Annotated in this window: 25 protein-coding genes and 1 tRNA gene; 5 read left to right on the top strand and 21 right to left on the bottom strand. The window is 45.4% G+C overall.

Features of this window, described 5'->3' with window-relative positions; translation table 11 throughout:
- Positions 1-83 precede the first annotated feature (83 nt).
- The 4 genes from ahbD to K0A89_00595 all read left to right on the top strand — a co-directional run bounded on the left by ahbD (position 84) and on the right by K0A89_00595 (position 2,391).
- Entirely contained in the window at positions 84-1,139 is a 1,056-nt protein-coding gene (gene ahbD / locus K0A89_00610) for a heme b synthase (protein MBW6516994.1), read from the top strand.
- Positions 1,136-1,591 (top strand): AsnC family transcriptional regulator, encoded by a 456-nt coding sequence (locus tag K0A89_00605; GenBank protein ID MBW6516993.1) that lies wholly within the window; start codon positions 1,136-1,138, stop codon positions 1,589-1,591. Before ahbD ends, K0A89_00605 begins: the two co-directional genes overlap by 4 nt.
- A 71-nt stretch (positions 1,592-1,662) precedes the next feature.
- On the top strand, positions 1,663-2,001 hold the full coding sequence (locus K0A89_00600) for a TfoX/Sxy family protein (protein ID MBW6516992.1): 339 nt from the start codon (positions 1,663-1,665) through the stop codon (positions 1,999-2,001).
- Between the two features lie 183 nt (positions 2,002-2,184).
- A complete protein-coding gene (locus K0A89_00595; protein MBW6516991.1) occupies positions 2,185-2,391 on the top strand; it encodes a YwbE family protein in 207 nt (68 codons plus the stop codon).
- A gap of 21 nt (positions 2,392-2,412) precedes the next feature.
- Here the strand turns inward: K0A89_00595 and K0A89_00590 are convergent, their stop codons facing one another.
- From K0A89_00590 to K0A89_00570, 5 genes are all read right to left on the bottom strand, one after another.
- Positions 2,413-3,177 carry a 50S ribosome-binding GTPase gene (locus K0A89_00590; GenBank protein MBW6516990.1) on the bottom strand — a complete coding sequence of 255 codons (765 nt, stop codon included), beginning with the start codon at positions 3,175-3,177 and terminating at the stop codon, positions 2,413-2,415.
- A 116-nt stretch (positions 3,178-3,293) separates the two neighbouring features.
- Positions 3,294-3,830 (bottom strand): Hsp20/alpha crystallin family protein, encoded by a 537-nt coding sequence (locus K0A89_00585; GenBank protein ID MBW6516989.1) that lies wholly within the window; start codon positions 3,828-3,830, stop codon positions 3,294-3,296.
- Positions 3,831-3,862: 32 nt separating this feature from the next.
- Positions 3,863-6,118, bottom strand: coding sequence for a CDC48 family AAA ATPase (locus K0A89_00580; GenBank protein MBW6516988.1), 2,256 nt, complete (start codon positions 6,116-6,118; stop codon positions 3,863-3,865).
- Between the two features lie 76 nt (positions 6,119-6,194).
- Entirely contained in the window at positions 6,195-6,890 is a 696-nt protein-coding gene (locus K0A89_00575; GenBank protein ID MBW6516987.1) for an ArsR family transcriptional regulator, read from the bottom strand.
- A 124-nt stretch (positions 6,891-7,014) separates the two neighbouring features.
- Positions 7,015-8,217 carry an MFS transporter gene (locus K0A89_00570; GenBank protein MBW6516986.1) on the bottom strand — a complete coding sequence of 401 codons (1,203 nt, stop codon included), beginning with the start codon at positions 8,215-8,217 and terminating at the stop codon, positions 7,015-7,017.
- Between the two features lie 121 nt (positions 8,218-8,338).
- Here K0A89_00570 and K0A89_00565 point away from each other — a divergent pair, with 121 nt between their 5' ends.
- Positions 8,339-9,532 carry a bifunctional 5,6,7,8-tetrahydromethanopterin hydro-lyase/3-hexulose-6-phosphate synthase gene (locus tag K0A89_00565; protein MBW6516985.1) on the top strand — a complete coding sequence of 398 codons (1,194 nt, stop codon included), beginning with the start codon at positions 8,339-8,341 and terminating at the stop codon, positions 9,530-9,532.
- A 115-nt stretch (positions 9,533-9,647) separates the two neighbouring features.
- On the opposite strand, the gene K0A89_00560 is transcribed toward K0A89_00565, so the two are convergent.
- From K0A89_00560 to K0A89_00485, 16 genes are all read right to left on the bottom strand, one after another.
- A complete protein-coding gene (locus K0A89_00560) occupies positions 9,648-10,472 on the bottom strand; it encodes a carbonic anhydrase family protein (protein MBW6516984.1) in 825 nt (274 codons plus the stop codon).
- 91 nt (positions 10,473-10,563) lie between these two features.
- Positions 10,564-12,204, bottom strand: a complete 1,641-nt coding sequence (locus K0A89_00555) for an IS1634 family transposase (GenBank protein MBW6516983.1) — start codon at positions 12,202-12,204, stop codon at positions 10,564-10,566.
- A gap of 394 nt (positions 12,205-12,598) precedes the next feature.
- Entirely contained in the window at positions 12,599-12,880 is a 282-nt protein-coding gene (locus K0A89_00550; protein ID MBW6516982.1) for a hypothetical protein, read from the bottom strand.
- Between the two features lie 205 nt (positions 12,881-13,085).
- Complete coding sequence (locus K0A89_00545) at positions 13,086-13,385, bottom strand: hypothetical protein (protein ID MBW6516981.1); 300 nt, start codon at positions 13,383-13,385, stop codon at positions 13,086-13,088.
- Positions 13,372-13,707, bottom strand: a complete 336-nt coding sequence (locus K0A89_00540) for a hypothetical protein (protein ID MBW6516980.1) — start codon at positions 13,705-13,707, stop codon at positions 13,372-13,374. The genes K0A89_00545 and K0A89_00540 overlap by 14 nt, the downstream gene beginning before the upstream one ends.
- A gap of 97 nt (positions 13,708-13,804) precedes the next feature.
- A complete protein-coding gene (locus tag K0A89_00535) occupies positions 13,805-14,233 on the bottom strand; it encodes a HEPN domain-containing protein (protein MBW6516979.1) in 429 nt (142 codons plus the stop codon).
- Positions 14,226-14,783: a nucleotidyltransferase domain-containing protein gene (locus K0A89_00530; protein ID MBW6516978.1), complete on the bottom strand. Its 558-nt coding sequence runs from the start codon at positions 14,781-14,783 to the stop codon at positions 14,226-14,228. The genes K0A89_00535 and K0A89_00530 overlap by 8 nt, the downstream gene beginning before the upstream one ends.
- A gap of 76 nt (positions 14,784-14,859) precedes the next feature.
- Positions 14,860-14,942, bottom strand: a tRNA-Ser gene (locus K0A89_00525).
- A gap of 37 nt (positions 14,943-14,979) precedes the next feature.
- Entirely contained in the window at positions 14,980-15,999 is a 1,020-nt protein-coding gene (locus tag K0A89_00520) for an RNA-guided pseudouridylation complex pseudouridine synthase subunit Cbf5 (GenBank protein MBW6516977.1), read from the bottom strand.
- Positions 16,000-16,539 carry an AAA family ATPase gene (locus K0A89_00515; GenBank protein ID MBW6516976.1) on the bottom strand — a complete coding sequence of 180 codons (540 nt, stop codon included), beginning with the start codon at positions 16,537-16,539 and terminating at the stop codon, positions 16,000-16,002.
- A gap of 2 nt (positions 16,540-16,541) precedes the next feature.
- Entirely contained in the window at positions 16,542-17,153 is a 612-nt protein-coding gene (locus K0A89_00510) for a DUF106 domain-containing protein (protein MBW6516975.1), read from the bottom strand.
- Between the two features lie 12 nt (positions 17,154-17,165).
- Positions 17,166-17,816 carry an adenylate kinase gene (locus K0A89_00505; GenBank protein ID MBW6516974.1) on the bottom strand — a complete coding sequence of 217 codons (651 nt, stop codon included), beginning with the start codon at positions 17,814-17,816 and terminating at the stop codon, positions 17,166-17,168.
- A 4-nt stretch (positions 17,817-17,820) separates the two neighbouring features.
- Positions 17,821-19,362, bottom strand: coding sequence for a preprotein translocase subunit SecY (secY, locus tag K0A89_00500; protein ID MBW6516973.1), 1,542 nt, complete (start codon positions 19,360-19,362; stop codon positions 17,821-17,823).
- 91 nt (positions 19,363-19,453) lie between these two features.
- The gene (locus K0A89_00495) at positions 19,454-19,939 is read right to left on the bottom strand and encodes a 50S ribosomal protein L15 (GenBank protein MBW6516972.1); all 486 of its coding nucleotides are present in this window, start codon (positions 19,937-19,939) and stop codon (positions 19,454-19,456) included.
- Positions 19,940-19,944: 5 nt separating this feature from the next.
- A complete protein-coding gene (locus tag K0A89_00490; protein MBW6516971.1) occupies positions 19,945-20,406 on the bottom strand; it encodes a 50S ribosomal protein L30 in 462 nt (153 codons plus the stop codon).
- Complete coding sequence (locus tag K0A89_00485; protein MBW6516970.1) at positions 20,406-21,026, bottom strand: 30S ribosomal protein S5; 621 nt, start codon at positions 21,024-21,026, stop codon at positions 20,406-20,408. Before K0A89_00485 ends, K0A89_00490 begins: the two co-directional genes overlap by 1 nt.

Genomic DNA, 21,026 nt, shown 5'->3' with positions numbered 1-21,026 from the left:
GTGTTGTTTATTTTCAAATATAATTATATTATGTTAGTACCATATCCAGGAGAAGATTATCTTATTATGGAGGATATACCAAATTGACCAGACCACCCAGACTCGTGGCATGGGAGCTGACCAGGGCCTGCAACCTTGCTTGCAGGCACTGCCGGGCCGATGCAGTAACGAAACTTGACCCGAATGAACTATCCACTGACGAGGCAAAGGATTTCATTGACCAGCTTGTTGAATTTGGAAAACCCATCCTTATCCTGACAGGTGGAGAACCACTATTGAGGGACGACTTCTATGAAATTGCCCAATACGGCACAGATAAAGGGCTCAGGGTGGTCCTTGCCACCAATGGTACGTTTGTAACACCCGGGATTGCCAGCCACCTCAAGGAAGTGGGTATCCAGCGTATCAGTGTCAGTATTGATGGCTCGGATGCAAAGACCCATGATGATTTCAGGTGCGAGCAGGGTTCATTCGATGCCGCACTGGTGGGCATCCAGCACATCAAGGATGCAGGTATTGGCTTCCAGATAAATACCACTATTACGAAGAGGAACATCGACCAGATAACCAGGATCCTTGACCTGGCAGTACGGCTGGAGGCTGAGGCCCTGCACATCTTCATGCTGGTGCCAACGGGGAGGGGTAAGGAAATCGAGGCAGATGAGATACCACCTGAGGAGTACGAGCGGGTGCTGAACTGGTTCTATGACCAGCGGGATAAAGTACCCTTGCAGTTGAAGGCTACCTGTGCACCTCATTATTTCAGGATAATGCGCCAGCGTGCAAAGGAAGATGGCATTAAGATAACCATGGAAACGCATGGGTTTGAGGCTATGACCAAAGGATGCCTGGGAGGTAGTGGTTTTTGTTTTGTTTCCCATATCGGCGAGGTGTATCCCTGTGGATACCTGCCTGCGCTGGCAGGGAACATCCGCAAGCAGAGTTTCAGGGACGTGTGGGAGCAGTCAAAGGTCTTTAACGATATCAGGGACGTCAACAAGCTCAAAGGCAAATGCGGGATATGCGAGTACAGGAGAGTGTGTACCGGATGTCGTGCCCGTGCTTATGCGGCTACCGGGGATTATATGGATGAGGAGCCGTACTGTGTGTATATACCTGCCGGGGGCGAGAAGGTTTGATAGAACTGGACGACCTGGACAAGGCTATCCTGAACGATATCCAGGTGGATTTCCCGCTTACAGAACAACCGTTTCGGGAAATGGCAGAAAATCTTGGTTCTAATGAAGATGAAGTTATCAACAGGATCAAACGGCTTATCAAGGAAGGTGCTATCCGCAGGATCGGACCTATCCTGAATGTGAAAAATACCGGAGGGGAAAGTACCCTTGCTGCGGTAAAGGCACCTGAAGAGCGGATCGATGAAGTGGCGAACATTATCAGCAGTTATGGTGAAGTGTCGCATAATTATCTCCGGCCGGCTGAATATAATATTTGGTTCACGGTCTCGGCTCCCACGAAAGAACGGCTCGGCCAGATACTTGAGGAGATTGAGACACGCACCGGATGTCCATTGATCGACCTGCCTACACTCAGGTTGTTCAAGATAGGGGTTAAATTCAATATCAAATGAAAATTCGTACCAGATGAAGTGTCTGAATTTACTGTTCACTTGAGACCGGGAATTACCTGTTCGGTGATACCATGAAGCATTATTCAGAAGATGTAATGAAGGGCCTCAGATTGGCTATTGAGGAGGTCTTGCTGGAGTGGGAGGCAGTCAGCACCAAAAAGATGTTCGGGTCACCCTGTTTTTTAGCAGGCGGCAAAATGTTTTGCCTGCTGGTGACAAAAGGTATTGTCATTACCAAGCTGGACCCGCACGACAGGGATGAACTATCCGGCAAATACCAAAGTGCGCCGCTTGTTGCAGGGAACAAGATAATACAGACGTGGGTGCGGTTGCCGATGGAAAAGAGTGGTGATCTTCATGAACTATTGCCGTTCATCAGGAAAAGTTATGAAGCTGCTTTGAGGCAATAACGGCGGTCAAAAATTAAGACACAGAGCAAATATGCACTGTTTTTCAAATCAAAGGCATATACTTTAATATGTGCATCGTTAGATGCTTTCAAAATACCATTTTGCTTTTGCCTCCATGATATCTTCAAATCTCAATTTATTATGGATGTATATACTTAAATACCCATAGACCCACATTCCACCATGAATGAAGGCAATACCAGGAAAAACATAAAACCGGGATCAAGCGTAGGAATTGTTCTTAAACAGGACCAGAAGAGCGGAAAAATGACCCAGGGTATGGTAAAGAGGATACTGACCAATTCTGCCTTTCATCCTCATGGAATAAAGGTCCAGTTAGAAGACGGCCAGGTCGGAAGAGTAAAGGAAATCCACGCACCTGTTGCATAATAAGCCGATATCCAAAGCCGTTTATACCATAAGCTGCCCTTTTTGCCAGTCAATGATTATCTTGACAGCAGCCCTTGTCTCATCAACCTCACCCTTCTTCTTTAAAAAGTTACTCTCTCTGCCAATCAGTTCAAGCACCTCATAAGAATTCTCTTCCTCTATTGTGATATGATAGAAAGATTCCAGGGAAGGTTTATTTTCATCGCACAGTTTCTCTATTATCTTTAAAGCAACACCGATCGGGTCCTTCAGGTGGGTTGAATCTTTTACTGCAAGCATACCCTGGATATATTCATCGTTCTCGTCAAAAGGAATCACTCCCGGTGTATCAATGAACTTGATTCGTGAACCCGCTTTAATATGCTGCACTCCTTTTGTATGGCCGGAGATGGGTGACGTGCCAGCACTGTGTTTCCCTGTCACGGCATTGACAACCGATGATTTTCCGGTATTGGGATAGCCAACGGAACCGACCAGTATTTCGCGTCCTTTTATGTTGGCGATTTCAAGTATCTTATGCCGCAACATTGTGGTCCCGTACCTGTCTTTACTGGAAATAAATACCGTAGGTGCGATTTTTGACAGGCGGGATTTGGTTCTCTCAAGTTTTTCCTTTGACACGAGGTCGCATTTATTGATAACTATTATAAACGGCTTCTTCGCACGTGCAATATCACGCTCGACTTCGCTGTTTCGGGTCTCGTCGGGAAACCGGGCATCAACGACCTCGAGGAGGACATCGGCTTTTCGTATTACATCCTGTGATATCCTCTTGTAACTTGTCATGCTGTATGGTATGATGTATGTGGATATAAGGATGTATCGTGAGATGATAATAGAATAGAAAAAGAAAACCTGCGCCGGTAAATGCATATATAACCGGCGCTCAATTGTATCAAAGTCTAATTTACCTTGATAGATTTCTTATCAGACCTGTCGTACTGGAAAATCACTTCAAGCACGCCATTTTTATAAGTGGCCTCTGCCGAATCCGGTACTACCTTGGCTGGCAGTTCCACGTGCTCAAAATATTTCCTGTCCTCGGTCAGTGCCTTGATATCCAGGGTTGTCCCGTTGGAATCAAGGGTAATATCCTCCTTGGAAACACCCGGCATCTCAACCACAACGTGAAGTGACTCTTCAGCTTCCATGATATCGATAAGAGGCTTTCTTATCCCCTCCTCAATCTGCTGGGGACGGACCACTGCCTCTTCCGGCAATCCGAATGCAGATCGCAGGTCAACATTCCCGAATTCCCTTATCTCAGGGGGACCGTCACCTCTTTGGGTCATGGAAAAACCCCACACCATAGGTTCCCCATTTGCACTTTCACCCGCGTCCAGCCTGGAATTCAGCATATTCACAATTACCTCATTCATCTCTTCAAACATGTCTTCAAATATATCTTCATACATGTCCCTTCTTCGTCTGTTTCGCATTTTTATTCACCTCATTCATCTAATCTGTATTCTCATGCATATATTCCAAGTTTCTCTTCAGCTTCACCTTTTGCACCTACAGCGGCATACCTGGCAAATTCCTGGGCTATTTTCGAATAGTCCTGAAGTTTGTTCCTTGATGTTGTAGGTTTAACCCTGGCCAATGCCTGGTCAAAATGTCCCATATCTATAGTTATGGATTTAGAACGTTCTTTTACCTCTTCCCTTGTTAAACCCGGTTTGATCATCTCACGTAATGCTACGATGGATGCCTCACGGCATATTGCTTCTATATCAGCACCCACGTATCCGTCAGTCATTCTTGCCAGTTCGTTCAGGTCAACGTCCCTCACGGCTTTATCCTTCATATGTAACTTGAATATGGCTTTTCTTGCTTCGTTATCCGGTGGCATGATATAGATGAGCCGGTCCAGCCGTCCGGGCCTCAGCAATGCAGCGTCCACCATATCAGGCCGGTTTGTCGCGGCAATCACCAGTACGTCCTTTAACTCTTCCATACCGTCCATTTCTGTGAGTATCTGGCTGATAACCCGCTCGGTCACATGACTATCATTCCCGGTATGTCTGGTGGGTGCAATGCTGTCCAGTTCATCAAAGAAGATGATGGTCGGGCTGGCCTGCCTGGCCTTCCTGAACACTTCACGCACTGCCTTTTCGCTCTCACCAACATACTTGCTCAAAAGCTCGGGGCCCTTGATACTGATGAAGTTTGCCTCACTCTCGTTTGCTATCGCCTTGGCCAGCATTGTCTTACCCGTCCCTGGGGGGCCAAAGAGCAGAATACCTTTTGGCGGTTTGGTCCTGATAGCTTCGAAGGCTTCCGGATACTTCAGCGGCCATTCGACTGCCTCGATCAATCCTTTCTTGACATCTTCCTGTCCCCCGATATCGTCCCATTTCACCTGTGGCACTTCAAAGAATACCTCCCTCAATGCCGAAGGTTCAATGTTCTTCAATGCATCTTCAAAGTCAGTGGTGGTAACGATCAGTTTGTCCAGCACTTCATCGGGTATTTCCTCATCAATATTTATCTCGGGGAGGAACTTGCGCAATGCATGCATGGCTGCTTCCTTGCACAGCGAAGACAGGTCTGCGCCCACAAATCCGTGGGTCCGGTCAGCTATCATCTTCAATTTCCCGTCATCCTGCCCCTCACCTCTGAGTTGGGCTGTGAGCGGCATACCGCGTGTATGCACCTGGAGGATCTCCAGTCTGCCATTCACATCCGGGATACCTATCTCTATCTCACGGTCGAACCTGCCGCCCCGGCGCAGTGCCTCATCAATGGAATTTGGCCTGTTCGTAGCTGCGATCACGATGACCTCGCCCCTGGTCTTCAGTCCATCCATCAGGCTGAGCAGCTGGGCAACCACCCTGCGCTCTACTTCACCGGTAACCTCGCCCCGCTTGGGTGCGATACTATCGATCTCATCTATGAATATGATAGTAGGTGCGTTCTTTTCAGCTTCGTCAAAGATGTCCCTGAGGTGCTTTTCACTTTCACCGTAATACTTGGACACAATCTCAGGACCACTGATGGATACGAAATTTGCGTCGGTCTCGTTCGCTACTGCCTTGGCTATAAGGGTCTTGCCCGTTCCTGGCGGCCCGTGGAGCAATACGCCCTTTGGCGGGTCAATTCCCAGTTTCTGGAACAGTTCCGGATGTCGCAACGGAAGTTCTATCATCTCCCTGACAAGTTCTATTTCGCGTTTCAAACCTCCGATATCTTCATAGGTGGTATGGGGTGCACCAATAAGTTCGCTCTGGTTAACAACCTCTTCCTTGAGGTGGATGGTCGTGCTCTTACCCACGAACACCGGACCAGTTGGCTGTGTGGTCATTACAACGAAGTTCAGCGGGTTGCTGACTGTCTCTATCCTTATCTGCTGTCCTTTCTTGATAGGCCGGCCTTCCAGCAGCCTGTGGATGTATTGTGCTCCTCCCACCATCCTGACGGCCTGTGTCGGGGCAAGGGTTATCCTCTTTGCTTCCTTAGCCTCTGCCTTTTTGATCATTACCTTATCGTCCAGGCTTACCCTGGCGTTATTCCTGATATTGCCATCAATCCTTAACAGCTCCTTACCCCTGTCCTCAGGGTAAGCAGGCCATACAATAGCATAGGTGGTGTCCTTACCATTGATCTCTATATAGTCGCCGCTTACCAGTTCGAGCTCTTCCATCTTTTCACGCTCGATACGGGCGATATCACGCCCAACATCCCTGTGATGGGATTCTGCGACCCTCAGAGTTAATTCTTTGGCCATTTGTAATATCTCCTTTTTTCAATGATTGTAATGTAGTTTATAGTGATATTTCCATTATCCATATTATCTGTTCTGTTCATCCATCTATCAACGTTAACAATTGTCTGTTGTTTATGTGCCGTTCATTCATAATACCACGCTCTACCAATGACTGGATATGTAATTCGATGAAGTATTCAGGAAGTCCCATGTTCATGGACAGGGAGCGCCTGTTCTGTGGTTCCCTTATTACTGTCATCAATATATCGGCTTCCAGATAGTTTTGTGCCACATTATGGAGCAAATCGATGCATTGTGCCATGACGTCGGTCATCTCGCCTTCGATGTTACGCTGTTGCTCTGCCAATCCCCGCCTTCTCGATTCCAGTTCAAAGAGTTTGCGGTTCAGGTTTTTAAGCGCATCAACGGCCTTTGCATCACCTGCCCTGCCAGGGAATGGTTCCTCTGTTCCATTCCCCGAAGGATGTTGGTAGACCGTACTTGTTTCTACTGTATAGGAGTAAGGAGACAAAAACACTTCCAGTTTCAGATTTTCTGTTATCTGGTAATATTTCCGCCGCCTTTCGTTCGTGTCTGCACGGATCATGCCGGTCTGCTCAAGCATATCCAGATGTCCCAGGACCGCTTTGGCCCCAAGTCCGATACGTTCGGTAATTTCGCCGACGTAGCAGGGCCTGGAGGCAAGTAACTGGAGTATTCTCCTGCGGTTCTTGTTTCCCAGTATGTCTAGCAGTTGAGTCGATTCCATAGACCTGTCCATCCTGATGTTCATTCAATGTTAACATAATGTTAGTAACATACGGTTAGTACCCACATGTTACTAACCCTTAGTTAGTGTATTTAGTATAAATACTTTGTGGATGGTGGTCGTTAAAACGGAGTGGTTGAAACAGAATCTATTCCAGAGTCTCCTTCAGGAAAAGCGAAATGAAGGTAGCGCACAGGGTTAGTATACCCAGTACGAAAAAACTGGTCCTGGCATCAGCGAGTTCAAGGATAAGACCGGCAACCAGAGGTCCGGTTGCAGCCCCCAGCCAGCGTATCATGTTAAAGGCACCGATTGCAGTCCCGAGAGCGCGTACATCTTTTTTCATTACCTGGTCTGCCAGGATGGCAGTGGACAGGGTGACCACAGGTCCAAGGCACAGTCCTACTAACCCGAAATTAATGGCAATGGCCATTGGAGTGAGGTTTACATGCGAAAGAAGTAAAAGCGCGATACTCCCCAGTAATATCATGATAACCAGCGGGGGCTTTCGTCCTATCCTGTCACTCAGAAAGCCAGTAAGGAACGCACCAAAACTGCTGGTAATGGCATAAGGAATGAATATGAATCCCATCTGGACAGGTGTAACAGTGCCGGTAGCAAAGAAGGGGAGCACATAGGATGCTCCGATAACCGATATCCCGCACATCATGCTGACAAACCCTGCCATCAACAGGGTTGTGTCTTTGAACATCAACAATGTGGCCACCAGAATATTCCTTACACCGAAATCGCTGCGCATGATGCGGGGACTGGTCTCGGTCAGCCAGATAAAGGTAACCAATGCCAGCAATAATGATGTTCCTGCCATAGACAAGAATACGGTCCGCCATCCGAACAGCCCACCAACCACTCCTCCTACTATGTAGCCTCCGACGGTACCCAGGCCCACCGCCATGCTAATGATGCCAAGTCCTTTTCCTCTCTCCCTGATGGGATAAATGTCGTTCACTATGGTATAGGCGGTGGGAAAGAACATGGCAACACCAAGGCCGGATATGGAACGAGCAACCAGTAATTGTATCCCGGAATTGGCAGTACCGAAGACAAGCAGACCGCAACTGAATACCAGAATGCCAGCGGTGACAAAAAGACGGCGTCCGTATTTGTCCGAGAGTACACCGATAGGGACCTGGGGGATAGCCATGAAGATCATGAACGAACCCATGATAATCCCCATAAAAGGTTTACTCACACCCAGTTCGCCAGAGACTTCGGGCAGCATGGGAATAAGGGACAGCACGGCCATAAAAACGATACAAAGCCCGGCTGTCAGGATTGACATAATCCTGGTGCGATTTATTGCGGACCGGTCTGTTGCGGTATTGAGCATAGGGGATAGAGAGTTGATGTGGACTATTAAGTTTTCCAGGGCTAAAATAAAAATACCGGGCAAGTTTCTCGGTATCCTTAAATACTGTTTTATCGTTACTACCCATTCGAGGTGTAATTTATTGTTATTAATTGGAGAAGCGCTTATTGGCGAGGAACCAGAACTCGCACATGTTGATATTATCATAGGAGATAAAAACGGGCCAGCAGGACAGGCTTTTGCAACCGGGTTCACCCAGTTGTCTGCAGGACACACGCCCCTGCTTTCAGTGATACGGCCAAACCTTCTGGCAAAGCCGGCAACGCTCATTGTACCCAAGGTGACAGTACATAATATGGAAGGTGCTGCCAAGATATTCGGGCCGGCCCAGAGTGCTGTTGCACGGGCAGTGGCTGATGCCATGGATGAAGGTATCATACCAAAGGAACAGGCTGAGGACCTGGTTATTATTGCCAGCGTATTCATTCACCCACAGGCTGAGGATTATAGTAAGATATACCGGTACAACTATGGTGCCACTAAACTGGCAGTGCAAAGAGCCATGGAAGGCTTCCCTGATGTTGATACCGTTCTTCATGAAAAGGACAGGACCATGCACCCGATCATGGGATTCAATGTTACCAGGTTATGGGACCCACCATACCTGCAGGTCGCCATCGATATCCCGGATCTCGATTTTGTCAAGAAGGTCTTGAAACAGTTGCCACAGAGTGACCACCTTATAATAGAGGCGGGTACGCCCCTTATCAAGCGCTACGGCCTTGATGTGGTGTCAAAGATACGCGAAGCGCGACCCAATGCATTCATCGTAGCTGACCTGAAGACACTGGATACTGGCAACCTTGAGGCCAGGATGGTAGCTGATGCTACTGCCGATGCTATTGTTATTTCAGGACTGGCACCGCTCTCTACTATTGAGAAAGCCATCAAGGAAGCAAAGAAGACCGGTATCTATGCATGTATTGACATGCTCAATGTATCTGACCCGGTCAAGGTGTTGAAGGACCTGAGCGTGAAGCCGGATATCATTGAACTGCACAGGGCCATTGATGCTGAGGACAGTGCATACGCATGGGGCAGTATCCCTGATATGAAGAAGATCCATCCAAAGCTTCTGGTTGCTGTGGCAGGCGGCATAGGCAAGCTGGAAAAGGGCTCAGCAAAAGTAAGCGATGCCACGGCTGCCGGGGCTGATATCATAGTAGTGGGCAGGGCCATTACCAAAGCCAAAGACGTGCGCCAGGCTGCAGAGATGTTCCTGGAAGACATGCAAAAGGCTGAGGTCGACCAGTACAGGGTCATGACAGATTTCTGAGTGTACATTTTGGCAGCCGGAATGAACGGCTGCCTTTAACATTTATTTTTTTAAAAAAAAGAAGGGGACGATCAGCCCCCATTTTCTGTTCTGTTGATATCGTTATTTAATGATATCAGTAAAATTCACGGTCGTTAAAGGGTTGAACAGGTCGGTAATTATGAGAGTAGATTTCTCTGAAAGCATCTATCTGTTCAGGTGAAAGCTCAACAGGATTACTCATCAGGAACCATTTAACGCCTTCGGTGCATGGCGGTGTTGTGAATAAGCCGTCAAATCTATAATATGTTCGATTTTCAGGAAGCATAGTAACTGCAATAACATTCACACCGCGTATGGTTTCAATGTCTCCCACCTCGGCAGGCATGTTTTCCCATATTGGTGCATATGCATTGTTTTTACTGCCTGCTTCCATCATAACACCTACCACTGCATACTCACCTACATTGCTCTGGTGCACCAAATGCATCTCCATATCAGAGTACTCTCCCATGATCGTATTCTCACTGAGTGAGTGGAAATGTAACTGCAGCAATTGATAAGTATTGTTCTCAACCTCTATAGAACTGCCTTCATCATATTCCACTTCGATGGAATGTCCATTGTTAACGATATTAAGAGCAGATGGATGGTAGTTAAATGAGATGTCAGTGTTGTGAAGTAACGTTCCTGCAGGTATATCAATAGGCGATTGTTCATTGCCTGAACAATCGGGGTTTCCCAGTTCAGCCCAATGTTCCGGTCCCCCTTCACCTTCATATCCCCAGTGATGTTCCGTTACATCTTCTGTAGGTTCGCCTTCATCAGGTAAGTCTTCCAGATGTGTATCATCAACGTCTATACTCGTTGTTTCATCTGTACAGCCGCTTATTAAGATCGCGCCTATAATGAATATGCCTAATAGTGCAAATACTTTGAAATTATTTCTTGTTATTGGCAAATACATCGCCTCCCACCTGAGTTTAAAAGATAATTCAAAAATAAAGAGTGGCCTCTTGCATTGCCATGGTACCTAACAAAAATTAATTAAGTCAGGCCAAAAAATCGCTCAATTCTAAAACAGAAAACAGCTTTGCCTGGGTTGTGTTCATTTCTTCAACTATGAGATTAATTTTAGTTGAACCAGCTTTTACAAAAGCCACCCTTATTCTTTCAAGCTCATGGTCCAGTTCTTTTATACTAAGTCCAAAATTTTTTACCTTCATTGCGATGTACCTGTAGAATAGCATCCCCATAACGCAAAGAAACACATGAACTCTAATTCTATTGTCCTTTCTGATATAAATTGGAGGGACGGGGACAAGCAGTTTATCTTTTAAAAATTTAAAATCATCTTCAACAATATTCTTACCAAAATACGTTTTTGCAATATCCGCAGAATTCAATTCGTGAATATCTGTGAATATTGCAATTTTGCCGAAACTGTTTATTAATTCCGTTTCTGCCACCTCATCCACCCAGTATTCAAAAGATAGGCATTCATCATCATGAATTTCATACTTGAAAATGGTTGTCAGATCGCCTGGAATAATCTTGTTAGCATTAGCGCACAAACCTTTCTTAGTAATCTTTCGGCCCTTCCCATGCTTCCTTTCAGATTTTTCCTTCAAAGATTCAAGTTGTTCAATAACCTTCTGTTTCTTTTCCCTGTATTTTATATCCTTTCTCTTCTGATTTTTTGAATTATATGTGATTACGACAGTATATTCTTGTCCGAATAGCTCATGCTTTGACCTGTAACCAATTATCTCATTCGTATTTGAATTCGTATAAAGGGGAATGTATTCTGATATTGGTATTTCCAACAATGTCTTGACTTGATTACGTTTTGCAGATCCTATAACGTGCATGTCCTCAAGAATTTTGTTTATATTGCCTTCTGAATTATTCCCCTTATCAAAGACAAGCGTTATGTCATGCGTATCTATATCCAATTTCTTCAATCTTGTAATAAGTTTATCAATGATCTGGGGAAATAGTTTCGCGTCCTGAGTATTGCCTGCATTTGTTTCATGCATCAGAGGGATATTCTCCTCACTTACTGCGATTCCAAAGTTAACTAAGTTTTTATCAAATCGTTTTTCTTTACTTTGTCCTTTTTGAGGGAGTGTTTCGCCATTCTCTATGTATGTGAATACATTCGTAGTATCCCAAAAAAGGGTTGTTGGCTTGATTCCGTTTTGAATCATTTTTATTGTCAGGTCTTCTTCGATTTGTCGCATTGATTCTTCGGTGATGAAATCCATGTTATTGAGGAAGTTCTGGCTGTTCAATTTATGTGGAAATTCCCACCGATAATTTAAAAAAGATTCATCAAACCATCTTGCAGTAGACTCTTTACTCAAAGGACCATTGCTTCTGCCAAGAATAATCAAAAGCATATACTCTCCTACACTCAATCCATTTATTTTCTTTTTAGTCACGTTTCGATTTACGCTATCGACGAATCCCAATTCATCACTAATTTTTAAAAATGCAGCCGTTTTACCATATTCAAAAGAGCTGACTTTCATAGGGGGAAGCTCTTGGTCCCGTTCAAATACTTCTTTGATTTTTTCTAAGTTGCCAAGATATTTTTGCCATACCACTTTGGATTTACCATCTATCCATCGGGTCTCTCTAAGGTAGTAATATTCATGCCCCTTGATTTTCTTTTTATGTAAGTGTACCATAAATATTAGTTAGGTCTTTATACCATATATAATTTGCCAATTATTCAATCTATAATTATTGTTTTTTAATTAAAATTTGTTAGGTCTCATGAAATTTGAATGGCAAAAATTATGTGCTAATATAAAAAACAGTAACAAGAGTCTGATTATTTAAATAATATAAAAAATATGTTATAAAAATATTGAGTTTCTTATAAACTCAGGTCCCAGGCATTCACACTAATTATAACAAAATAAAAGCATTTCTAAACGGTCGGGTAATGGTAGTAATTACAGGATGGGGGGACCCGCTTTTCAATCCTGTAAATCCTTTCCATTAAATCATGCAATCTAATCCCAGGTGAGACAATATCTCTTGAATAATGATGTTACCCATACTAATTTTAAAAGACTATTATTGTTTTCCTCCCCATCTCCCCAGCATTATGATCGCAATAACACATAATAATGTTACAACGACAGCAGTAATCACAAAATAGCTCCATTGAGTCCATGTTCCCCCAACTGCAGTTAAAGGTATTCCACCGGTGGCAAAAGCTGAAAGTACGACCTGGGTCCAGATCATACCGATTACAATTCCAAAAGCGGTCCCCAAAGATGTAGCAACAGTTCTTCTAATTTCACTAACAGTTACTTCAGTCATAGTTTTACTCCAATAAATTGTATTCTTATTCATTATAATAATACTTTCTATTCACACTAAATCAAAAGATCATGGTAATCACCGGTTTTAGTGCTGGAAAAATTCTTGATAAAATACTGTATGACTGTTACTATAGACACAAAGTTAAAGGTCATTTTCAAAGTCACAATTATATAATAACTTTTAGGTACCATTTTTTTTCAGGTGTATTTTGAATATATTATTATATTTATAATGTTCAGAATAACATAAGTGAGAGGGGAACACCCTCTCGATATTTTATGGTTTCCTCGTAGTTAATCCCTTTTTGCAATGGTCTTGAATCAGGCGCGGGAGCTGCAGGATTCAAAACTACACTATCAAGTCGCATCATCTCATTGTCCTCGTGGTCGATAATGTGACAGTGCCATACGTAACCGTGGCCGCCATTGGGATCGAAGGGGAAATGCAGTGTTGCAGGATTGCCTGCTACGCCACCAACTGGGATATCAGTCGGCGCCCACCTCACCATGATTCGTGTCACTTCACCCGGGTACATGATCACAGTGTCCTTCCAGCCCCGCTCGTACGTTACCGGTGGCTTGACAGGACCTTGAAGGACCGGTATAATTTGTCATCTGGTGACCCTGGCCAGGCGGGTCGGCCCAGTGCAGCGTCCGGTCTGTGGAGGTATCCCAGGCCTGAACATTGGTAGGCATAGAGCCCAGGTTATTGATGTACGTCACCGTGGTCGGAGTGCCGCGTGTGGCAAGGATCACCGGTCCGATGTAAGAGGTAGCGGTTTGCCCATTGACATCCTTGTAGCCCCATACCCACGTCCCCTGGTAGGTGCCGGCTGCCGGGACGAATCCTGTGGGCATCACTGGGGATTCGAACTCCCGGTGGAACCAAGCCCTACCGCTTGACTACCTCACCGTTTTTCCAATGCATATAAGAACACCATAACTACAATTACAATCATTCGATGAGTTTTTCCATTTCTCCAATGAACTCAAGGCAAGTGGAATAGATAATATTCAAATCCTCATCAACCTCTACAAAATCCAAAGAATACTGGGTAGTGTGTCTCATATCCCGCAAAAAATCGAGAAATAAAACAAACTTCTTATCAAGCCTATTTTTCAAAACATACTCCGATTCCACATACCTTGCCACACAAAAATGACTTCTCTCTTTTATTCCATCTTTAAAAAGTAATGCCCTTGCTGCATGAAAATACGCATTATACAGAGCAAGTACACCCATTCGGGTCATGTCCGAATCAATTAATTTCCCTGCATCCTTGAGAAATATATCAGCCTGCTTTATACTCTTTCTGGCCAAATCGATACTCTGACCGCGCTTTTGCAATAACCCCTTATTGAAACATCTTTCAATTTCAGCCAAACACATCACCATTTACCGCTATTGAACTCAATTTCAACCGGTAAAAAAATTCAGGGTCATTTTCCATGATATCCTTTATCTTTGAATCATGTAAAACCAGGAGTTTTACTTCCATCCCAAAGTCTTTCTCAATCTCCCTGGTGATTTCTCTTAGTTCAATATTTGAAACATTTTCCTGCTTATAGAACCATAGATCAATGTCGCTCTCTTTAGTATCCTCTCCCGATGCAAAACTACCGTAAACCCCCACTTTTCCTGATTTTTTCAGCTTTTTAAAGCTTTCATTCCCTGACAAGTCTGAAATATTTATCAACGAAAATATTTTTTTAAGTATAGGATTATCCCTGACCAGATAGATTGTTTTCCTGTTTTTGACTTTCTTTTCCTCGAAAAATCCCAATTTTTTAAATAACTTGAACGAATTATGGACAGAAAAAGGCGATATTGCAAGTATTTCTGCAATCTCCCTGATATATAACCCCTCTTCCTTTTTTAAAAGTCTGAGGATCTTAAGATTTGATTTCGTGAATACATGGCTCAAATCGTACATATAAATTGTACATATCGTTATATATTTAAAAACGTTTCGTTATATAAAATATAACGATAACAGATAAATAATTAGACGCCGAGGGGGAGATTCGAACTCCCGAGGGGCTAAGCCCCACAAGCTTTCCAGGCTTGCGCCCTACCGCTAGACTACCTCGGCATTTTGGTGTCGTATGTTGCATTTGACTGACAGTTCTTCAGTCAGCCTTATCTCTGTTTTCTGTCTTCGCTGTCCAGCCCTTTGGATAGGTACCTTCAAGCATCAGTACCCGTTTGGTGTCAGCCACCATACCCGTTTGGGCCTCCAACACAGCATCCGTGTCCAGCAGGGCATCTGCCAGCGCCACTGCCTCACCCTTTATGCTCAAGACCAGTACCCTGTCACCGGGATCAATACCGGTATCGATCTTCACCACACCAGGCGCGGCCAAACTGGCCCCGTGGCAGATGGCGTCCACAGCACTATCCCGTATTATCATACGGGGAAGATGCACAAGACCCATTTCCTTCGGCATTATAACCCGGCGCAATTCGCTCTCGTCCCCGGACTCCTGGTATATCACCATCGCATCCTTCAGGTCGAACAGCGTTATCGTGCTGTCGTCTTCCCTGAACGGTCCGCTGCGGGTACGCCGCAACTCCTGCATGTGAGCACCGGTACCCAATGCCGCACCCATATCATGACACAATTTCCTGATATACGTGCCGGACTCGCAGCCAACGCGCATCAGCACATTGGTACCTTCGATCTCCAGTATCTCAAGATAATAGATAGTACGTATCCTGACCTCGCGCTTTACTGCTGATTTGATAGGAGGTTTCTGGTAGATAGGACCGGTAAATTCCTGGACAACCTTCATGAGGGCGGTCTTTTTTACGGTGGAGTGTAATTTCATTAAACATATATATTCTTTACCTGCACTCATCAAGGCACCCACCGACTTTGTGGCATCACCAAGCATTACAGGGAGCAGTCCCGTAACTTTAGGGTCCAGTGTTCCGCCATGTCCTGCCCTGGGCAGGTCCAGTATCTTTTTCACCCACGATACTACTTCATGGCTGGTGGGACCTGATGGTTTATCCAGGTTAATGACCCCGTTATTGATATGTTCCTTTATAGGGCGCTTATTTGGCAGGAATCCATGTTCAGGGTCAGTGGTTTCCTCCACCTTCTCCTTCAATTCCCGCTCGATATCAGCAGGCAGTCGATATTCCATTTACCCCCTCAACTCCTTCTTTTTCATAGATTCTATCGCAGTAATTGCCACTATTGCTGTTGCTTCTTTGTCCCAGACACTTGATTCCAGCACGAGGTCATAAGGTATCAGGTCGCTTATATCAATATCATAATATTCCTTATACCGCTTAGCCTCGCTTTCCTGCCGCTCAACGGTCTCATGCAGGGCCTGAACTATAGAAATATCTTCACGGTCTGCAATCCGCCGTGCTCTGACATTAACATCGGTCTTAAGCATGATCTTCAGGTCTGCATCATTTAACATTCCCGACAATCTGCCTTCGAAAAGATAATTTCCGCCTGTTTTCGACATTTCTACCTGACGCCTGTCAATCTCATTATCAATGGCAGGGTCTACTTCAGCAATATGCCCGAACTCCTCAAGGCTTACACCACGCTCTTTTGCCATAGCACGAAACAGATCGCCCGATGACACAAGATTGAGATTAAAATGCTCAGCAATGGTATTTGACAGAGTACTCTTACCACTGCCCGGAGGGCCGCTGATCGTAATTATCATGTTTAAACGCCGCCTATATTCAGGCTCTTACGTATTATCTGGCTTACAGGCATACTGCAAATAAAGTACCAGTATATCCAGTACTGGATAGGACCAAGTGCAAATCCGGTCAGTATCTTCTCACCCCAAAAGGGGAAGACCAACGTGGGATTCGGATGCTGGCTAATGAACAGGTACGCCCACATGAACAGGGGCAGCGAGATAATACTGATATATGCCATGGGCTTGAACTGCTGTTTGCTCATCTTCATCTGGTCTTCCATCATGACGGACCGCTGTGCTTCGAGTTTCTTCAGTTTAGCCTGATTATCTGCCACCTGGGCCTCCCTGAATTCCTGCTGGAAACGCTTCATCTGGTCCTGTACCCGACGCATCAGTTCCCAGTCCATAGTATATTTCTGTATAAGTGAAGCATACAGGCCGGTAATTGCAGCCATGACGAACAGCATAATGTGGAAAGGCAGCATCTCTGGCAGGGGTCCAAGCATAATTTCAACCGCGTGCCCTACCTGTATCCTGAAACCTTCCCCTAATATGATGATTCCGAACATCATTCCAAAACCAAGCGTCAGTGCGGCTCTATCCAGTATTTGTTTCCAGTTCATATTTGACATATCTAAATCCTGTTACAAAATCAGTTCTATTACGCTATTAATCTCATTAAATATATCATCCACATTTCCGTTGCCACTCACGGACTTTAATAATCCTTTCTCATTATAATAATCAATTAAGGGGTAGGTCAGGCCATAATAAGAAAACAACCGGGTCTTTACCGCATCCTCGGCATCATCATCCCTCTGGTACAGTTCCCCCCCACAAAGGTCACATTTCCCGTCCAATTCAGGTGGGTTAAAAATAACGTGATAACTGGCACCACATCGACACATCCTTCTGCCTGCCAGTCTTTTTACCAGGACCCCATCAGGTACTTCAATATCGATCACCGCATCCAGCTCCTTTTCCATATGGTTCATGATATCTCCCAATGCCTGAGCCTGTGGAATGGTCCGTGGGTAACCATCGAGCAGGAATCCATTATCTGTATCAGGTTCGGATAACCTGTCCTCGATGATCCCTATCAGTAGACTGTCTGGTACCAGTTCTCCGCGGTCCATGAATTCCTTTGCCTGAAGGCCAAGTTTGGTACCTCGTTCAATATTGTTCCGCAAAATATCTCCGGTGGATATATGCGGTATATTGTACAGCTGGGATATCTTCATTGCCTGGGTGCCCTTTCCTGCCCCAGGCGCACCCAGCAATACAAGATTGACCATTGTTTCAGGTACCTCCCAGGAATTGTCTCATCATCGGATGCATTTCCATCATCTGTTCCGATGCCAGGTCTTCATACAACCTGTACACGATACTCACAGCCAGCAACAGCCCGGTACCACCTGCGCCTCCCAGCGTGCCCAACAGGCTTGCCACCAGTGTCAATAAACCGATAAATGCACCACCGATAATGGTAACTCTTGGGATATAACGGTTCATAACCCGTTCGATACTATCTACGTTGCGGCGGAATCCTGGTATCTGCATACCTGAATTATGTATCTTGCTTGCGGTATTTTTAGCGTTCATACCAGTGGTCTCCACCCAGAACAGGGCAAATATGATTCCACCAATGATCAACATTGCAGCATCTGCCAGCACATGCACGCCTATCTGCCAGGTAGCAGGCACATCCACAGGAGAGAATCCTGTGGTATTGGCATACTGGGTATTGAGGTCTGCAAAATTCTGGCTCACCAGACTGGGTATCCAGTCCCTTGGACTGTTTAGCGGTGATAAGTAATACATGAGTCCGCTGGTTGCAGTGCTACCCCTGAACTCGCCAAATATGGTAATTCCCTTATTGAACAGCAGCAGACCTATCATCTGGATATTGGCCTGCAATGCTCTGACCAGGATCATGGGAAGTACACTGGCATATATGAGCTTGACAGGAAACCGGCCTCTTGCACCTCTCACTGCACTATGCGCCAATGGAATCTCGATACGGGTTGATTCAACGTACACTACCATGAGGAATATCAATATTGTACTGAACAATGCCAGTATACCGCCTTCAATGAACACGTTCTGGAACGCATTGTCTGCCAGTAAGTTACCCAATCCCACATCAGTAGTGAAAAACAACCATTTTGGCAGCAGCCCCACAGGAGCGCTGCCAGACCCACCAGGTCTGGTAATACTGAAAAGACCCGTGACGATCTGCTGGGCCACACCTGCAACAATGAACAGGCCGACGCCTGAACCGATACCCCATTTGGATACTACTTCATCCATAAACAGCACCAGGGTACCGCCAATGAAGATCTGGATAAAGATTATGAAGACCACCAGGTTCATCCCGCCTGCCGATGAAAGGTTGAAATCCGCTGAAAACATCGTTGCCAGACCGATATCCGGACGGATATACCCGCCAAGTATCTGGGGCAAAGATTCCAGCACTATCATAACAAACACCAGCAACTTCTGGGCGCCCTGGAAGATAGCCTGGTCCTGCGGATCACTCAGGTCCATCTTGATAACATCCGCACCAACCAGCAACTGCAACACGATAGAAGCAGTAACGATCGGACCTATACCCAAGAGCATAAGCGAGCCCGAAGCCCCGGCAAAGAATGCCCTGTATTGTTCAAACAAATCTATGGATTCTGAGGACATGCCAAAAAGAGGAATATTGGACAGGGCAAAATAGAGTAACAATATACCTATAGTCCAGCCCAGTTTCTTCTTAAAATGCACATGCCCTTCAGGTCTAGATACTGCAGGCAATTTTTTTAAAAATGGTTCGATAGTATCCTTGAAGGTCATCTGATGCACCTGTGTTATATTAGAATAATTGAATAGTAAAACAATAATTTAACATTATTGTTTTCTATTCCGATCTCACATATCAGTCGCTTTATTCATCAGCCAGTTCCAAAGGTTCTTTTGGTTCTGGAAGTTGTTCCATTTTCGACGATATATATTCCACAACGCTACCCCCGGCCTCTTCCAATTTGGACCTTGCCCTCTCGCTGCATTGTGAAACAGTCAGCACTATGGATTTAGTTACCATGCCGCCACCAAGCACCTTATCAATGTCCAGTTCTGCCAGATTAATATGGTACATGTCGCCTTCCTTTTGCGCCTGACCATCTAATACCAGCTGTTCAGCCAGTTCGTCCAGTTCACCGACATTCACTATGGGCGTATAGATTAACATCTTTTGCGGGCGTTTGAACCCGTGTTTTCCATAAGCAAGTCCATTGAGGTAGTTGCGCACAAAATGGTGTTTACATCCACCTGCATTGCCACGACCTCCACGGCTGCCACCGCCACGCCGGTTCTTGGAAGTACCTCCTCCGCATGTCCGTGAACCTCTGAATTTGGATACATTCTTTTTCATGTAAATCACCTCATCTTGTGAAGTAAAGTATTTATATCATCGCCATGATAGCCCAGAACTCCACCTTCAGCTACACTCTTCTTTATACCCCTGTGTCCTTTTCTGGGAGGGTGAAGCCTGAACAGCGGTTTAAGCTGCGGTACATCCTTTACGGAAACATTACCTGCATGGATGGCCTGTGCCAGGGCATCAATATCAGTGAATGATGTATTCTCCTTCACATACTCGTTTGTCAACCGTGCACCGCCCTTCAATTCGCCCCTTTTATGCATTAACTGGGCCAGAGCTTCCGGGGTGATATTGCCCCATGCCACGTAATCCTTAACCTTCAGTATCATGCCTTTGTTCTGGGGATTCTCATTCAGGACAACACAATGATTGACCTTGTTCAACCTGAGCATCTTAAGAGTATCCCTTATCTCTGGCCTGGTATTTACCGTACTTCTAAGCCGCACTACCGTGTACATTACTTTGCACCCCTGGTACGTATTACTGCTGTTCTTTTCAGCGCTTCGTAAGTAGCTTTGGCAAAGTTCAGGGTGGTCCTGGTCTGACCCTCGGTCCTGGTCCAGACATCCTTGATACCTGCCAGTTGCATAACCGTCTTTGCAGTCTTTCCTGCAGCCAGTCCTAAGCCACGTGGAGCAGGTTTCAATATCACCTTGACACTACCCACTTTACCCTCAACCTCGAAAGGAACAGTATGCTCAGTCCCGCAAACGCATTCCCAAGAACCGCAACCTCGCTTCACTCCTGAAATATTAAGCTTGGCAATGTCAATAGCTTTGCGTATTGCAGGCCCGACCTGTGCGTCCTTTGCCTGGCCCATACCGATAAAACCATCTTCATTACCTACAGCCACTACGGCTCTGAACTTTACTCGCCGACCAGAGTCGGTCATTCTCTGGACCATGTTAATGTCCAGGACTTCTTCTTTCAGTTCAGGAAGAAGTGCATCCACGATCTGTGGTTCCCTGATAGGAAGACCTGATTGCAGTGCCTCCTCCATTGAGGTAACCTGGCCTTCTTTAACCAGCGTTCCCAGTCTTGTCCTGGGAATCCATTCTGTTTCATAACCATATGCCAT

This window comes from ANME-2 cluster archaeon, assembly GCA_019429385.1.
Lineage (GTDB): Archaea > Halobacteriota > Methanosarcinia > Methanosarcinales > Methanocomedenaceae > Methanocomedens_B.
Note: the sequence above shows the minus strand (reverse complement) of the source record. Positions and strands in the feature narration are given on the sequence as shown.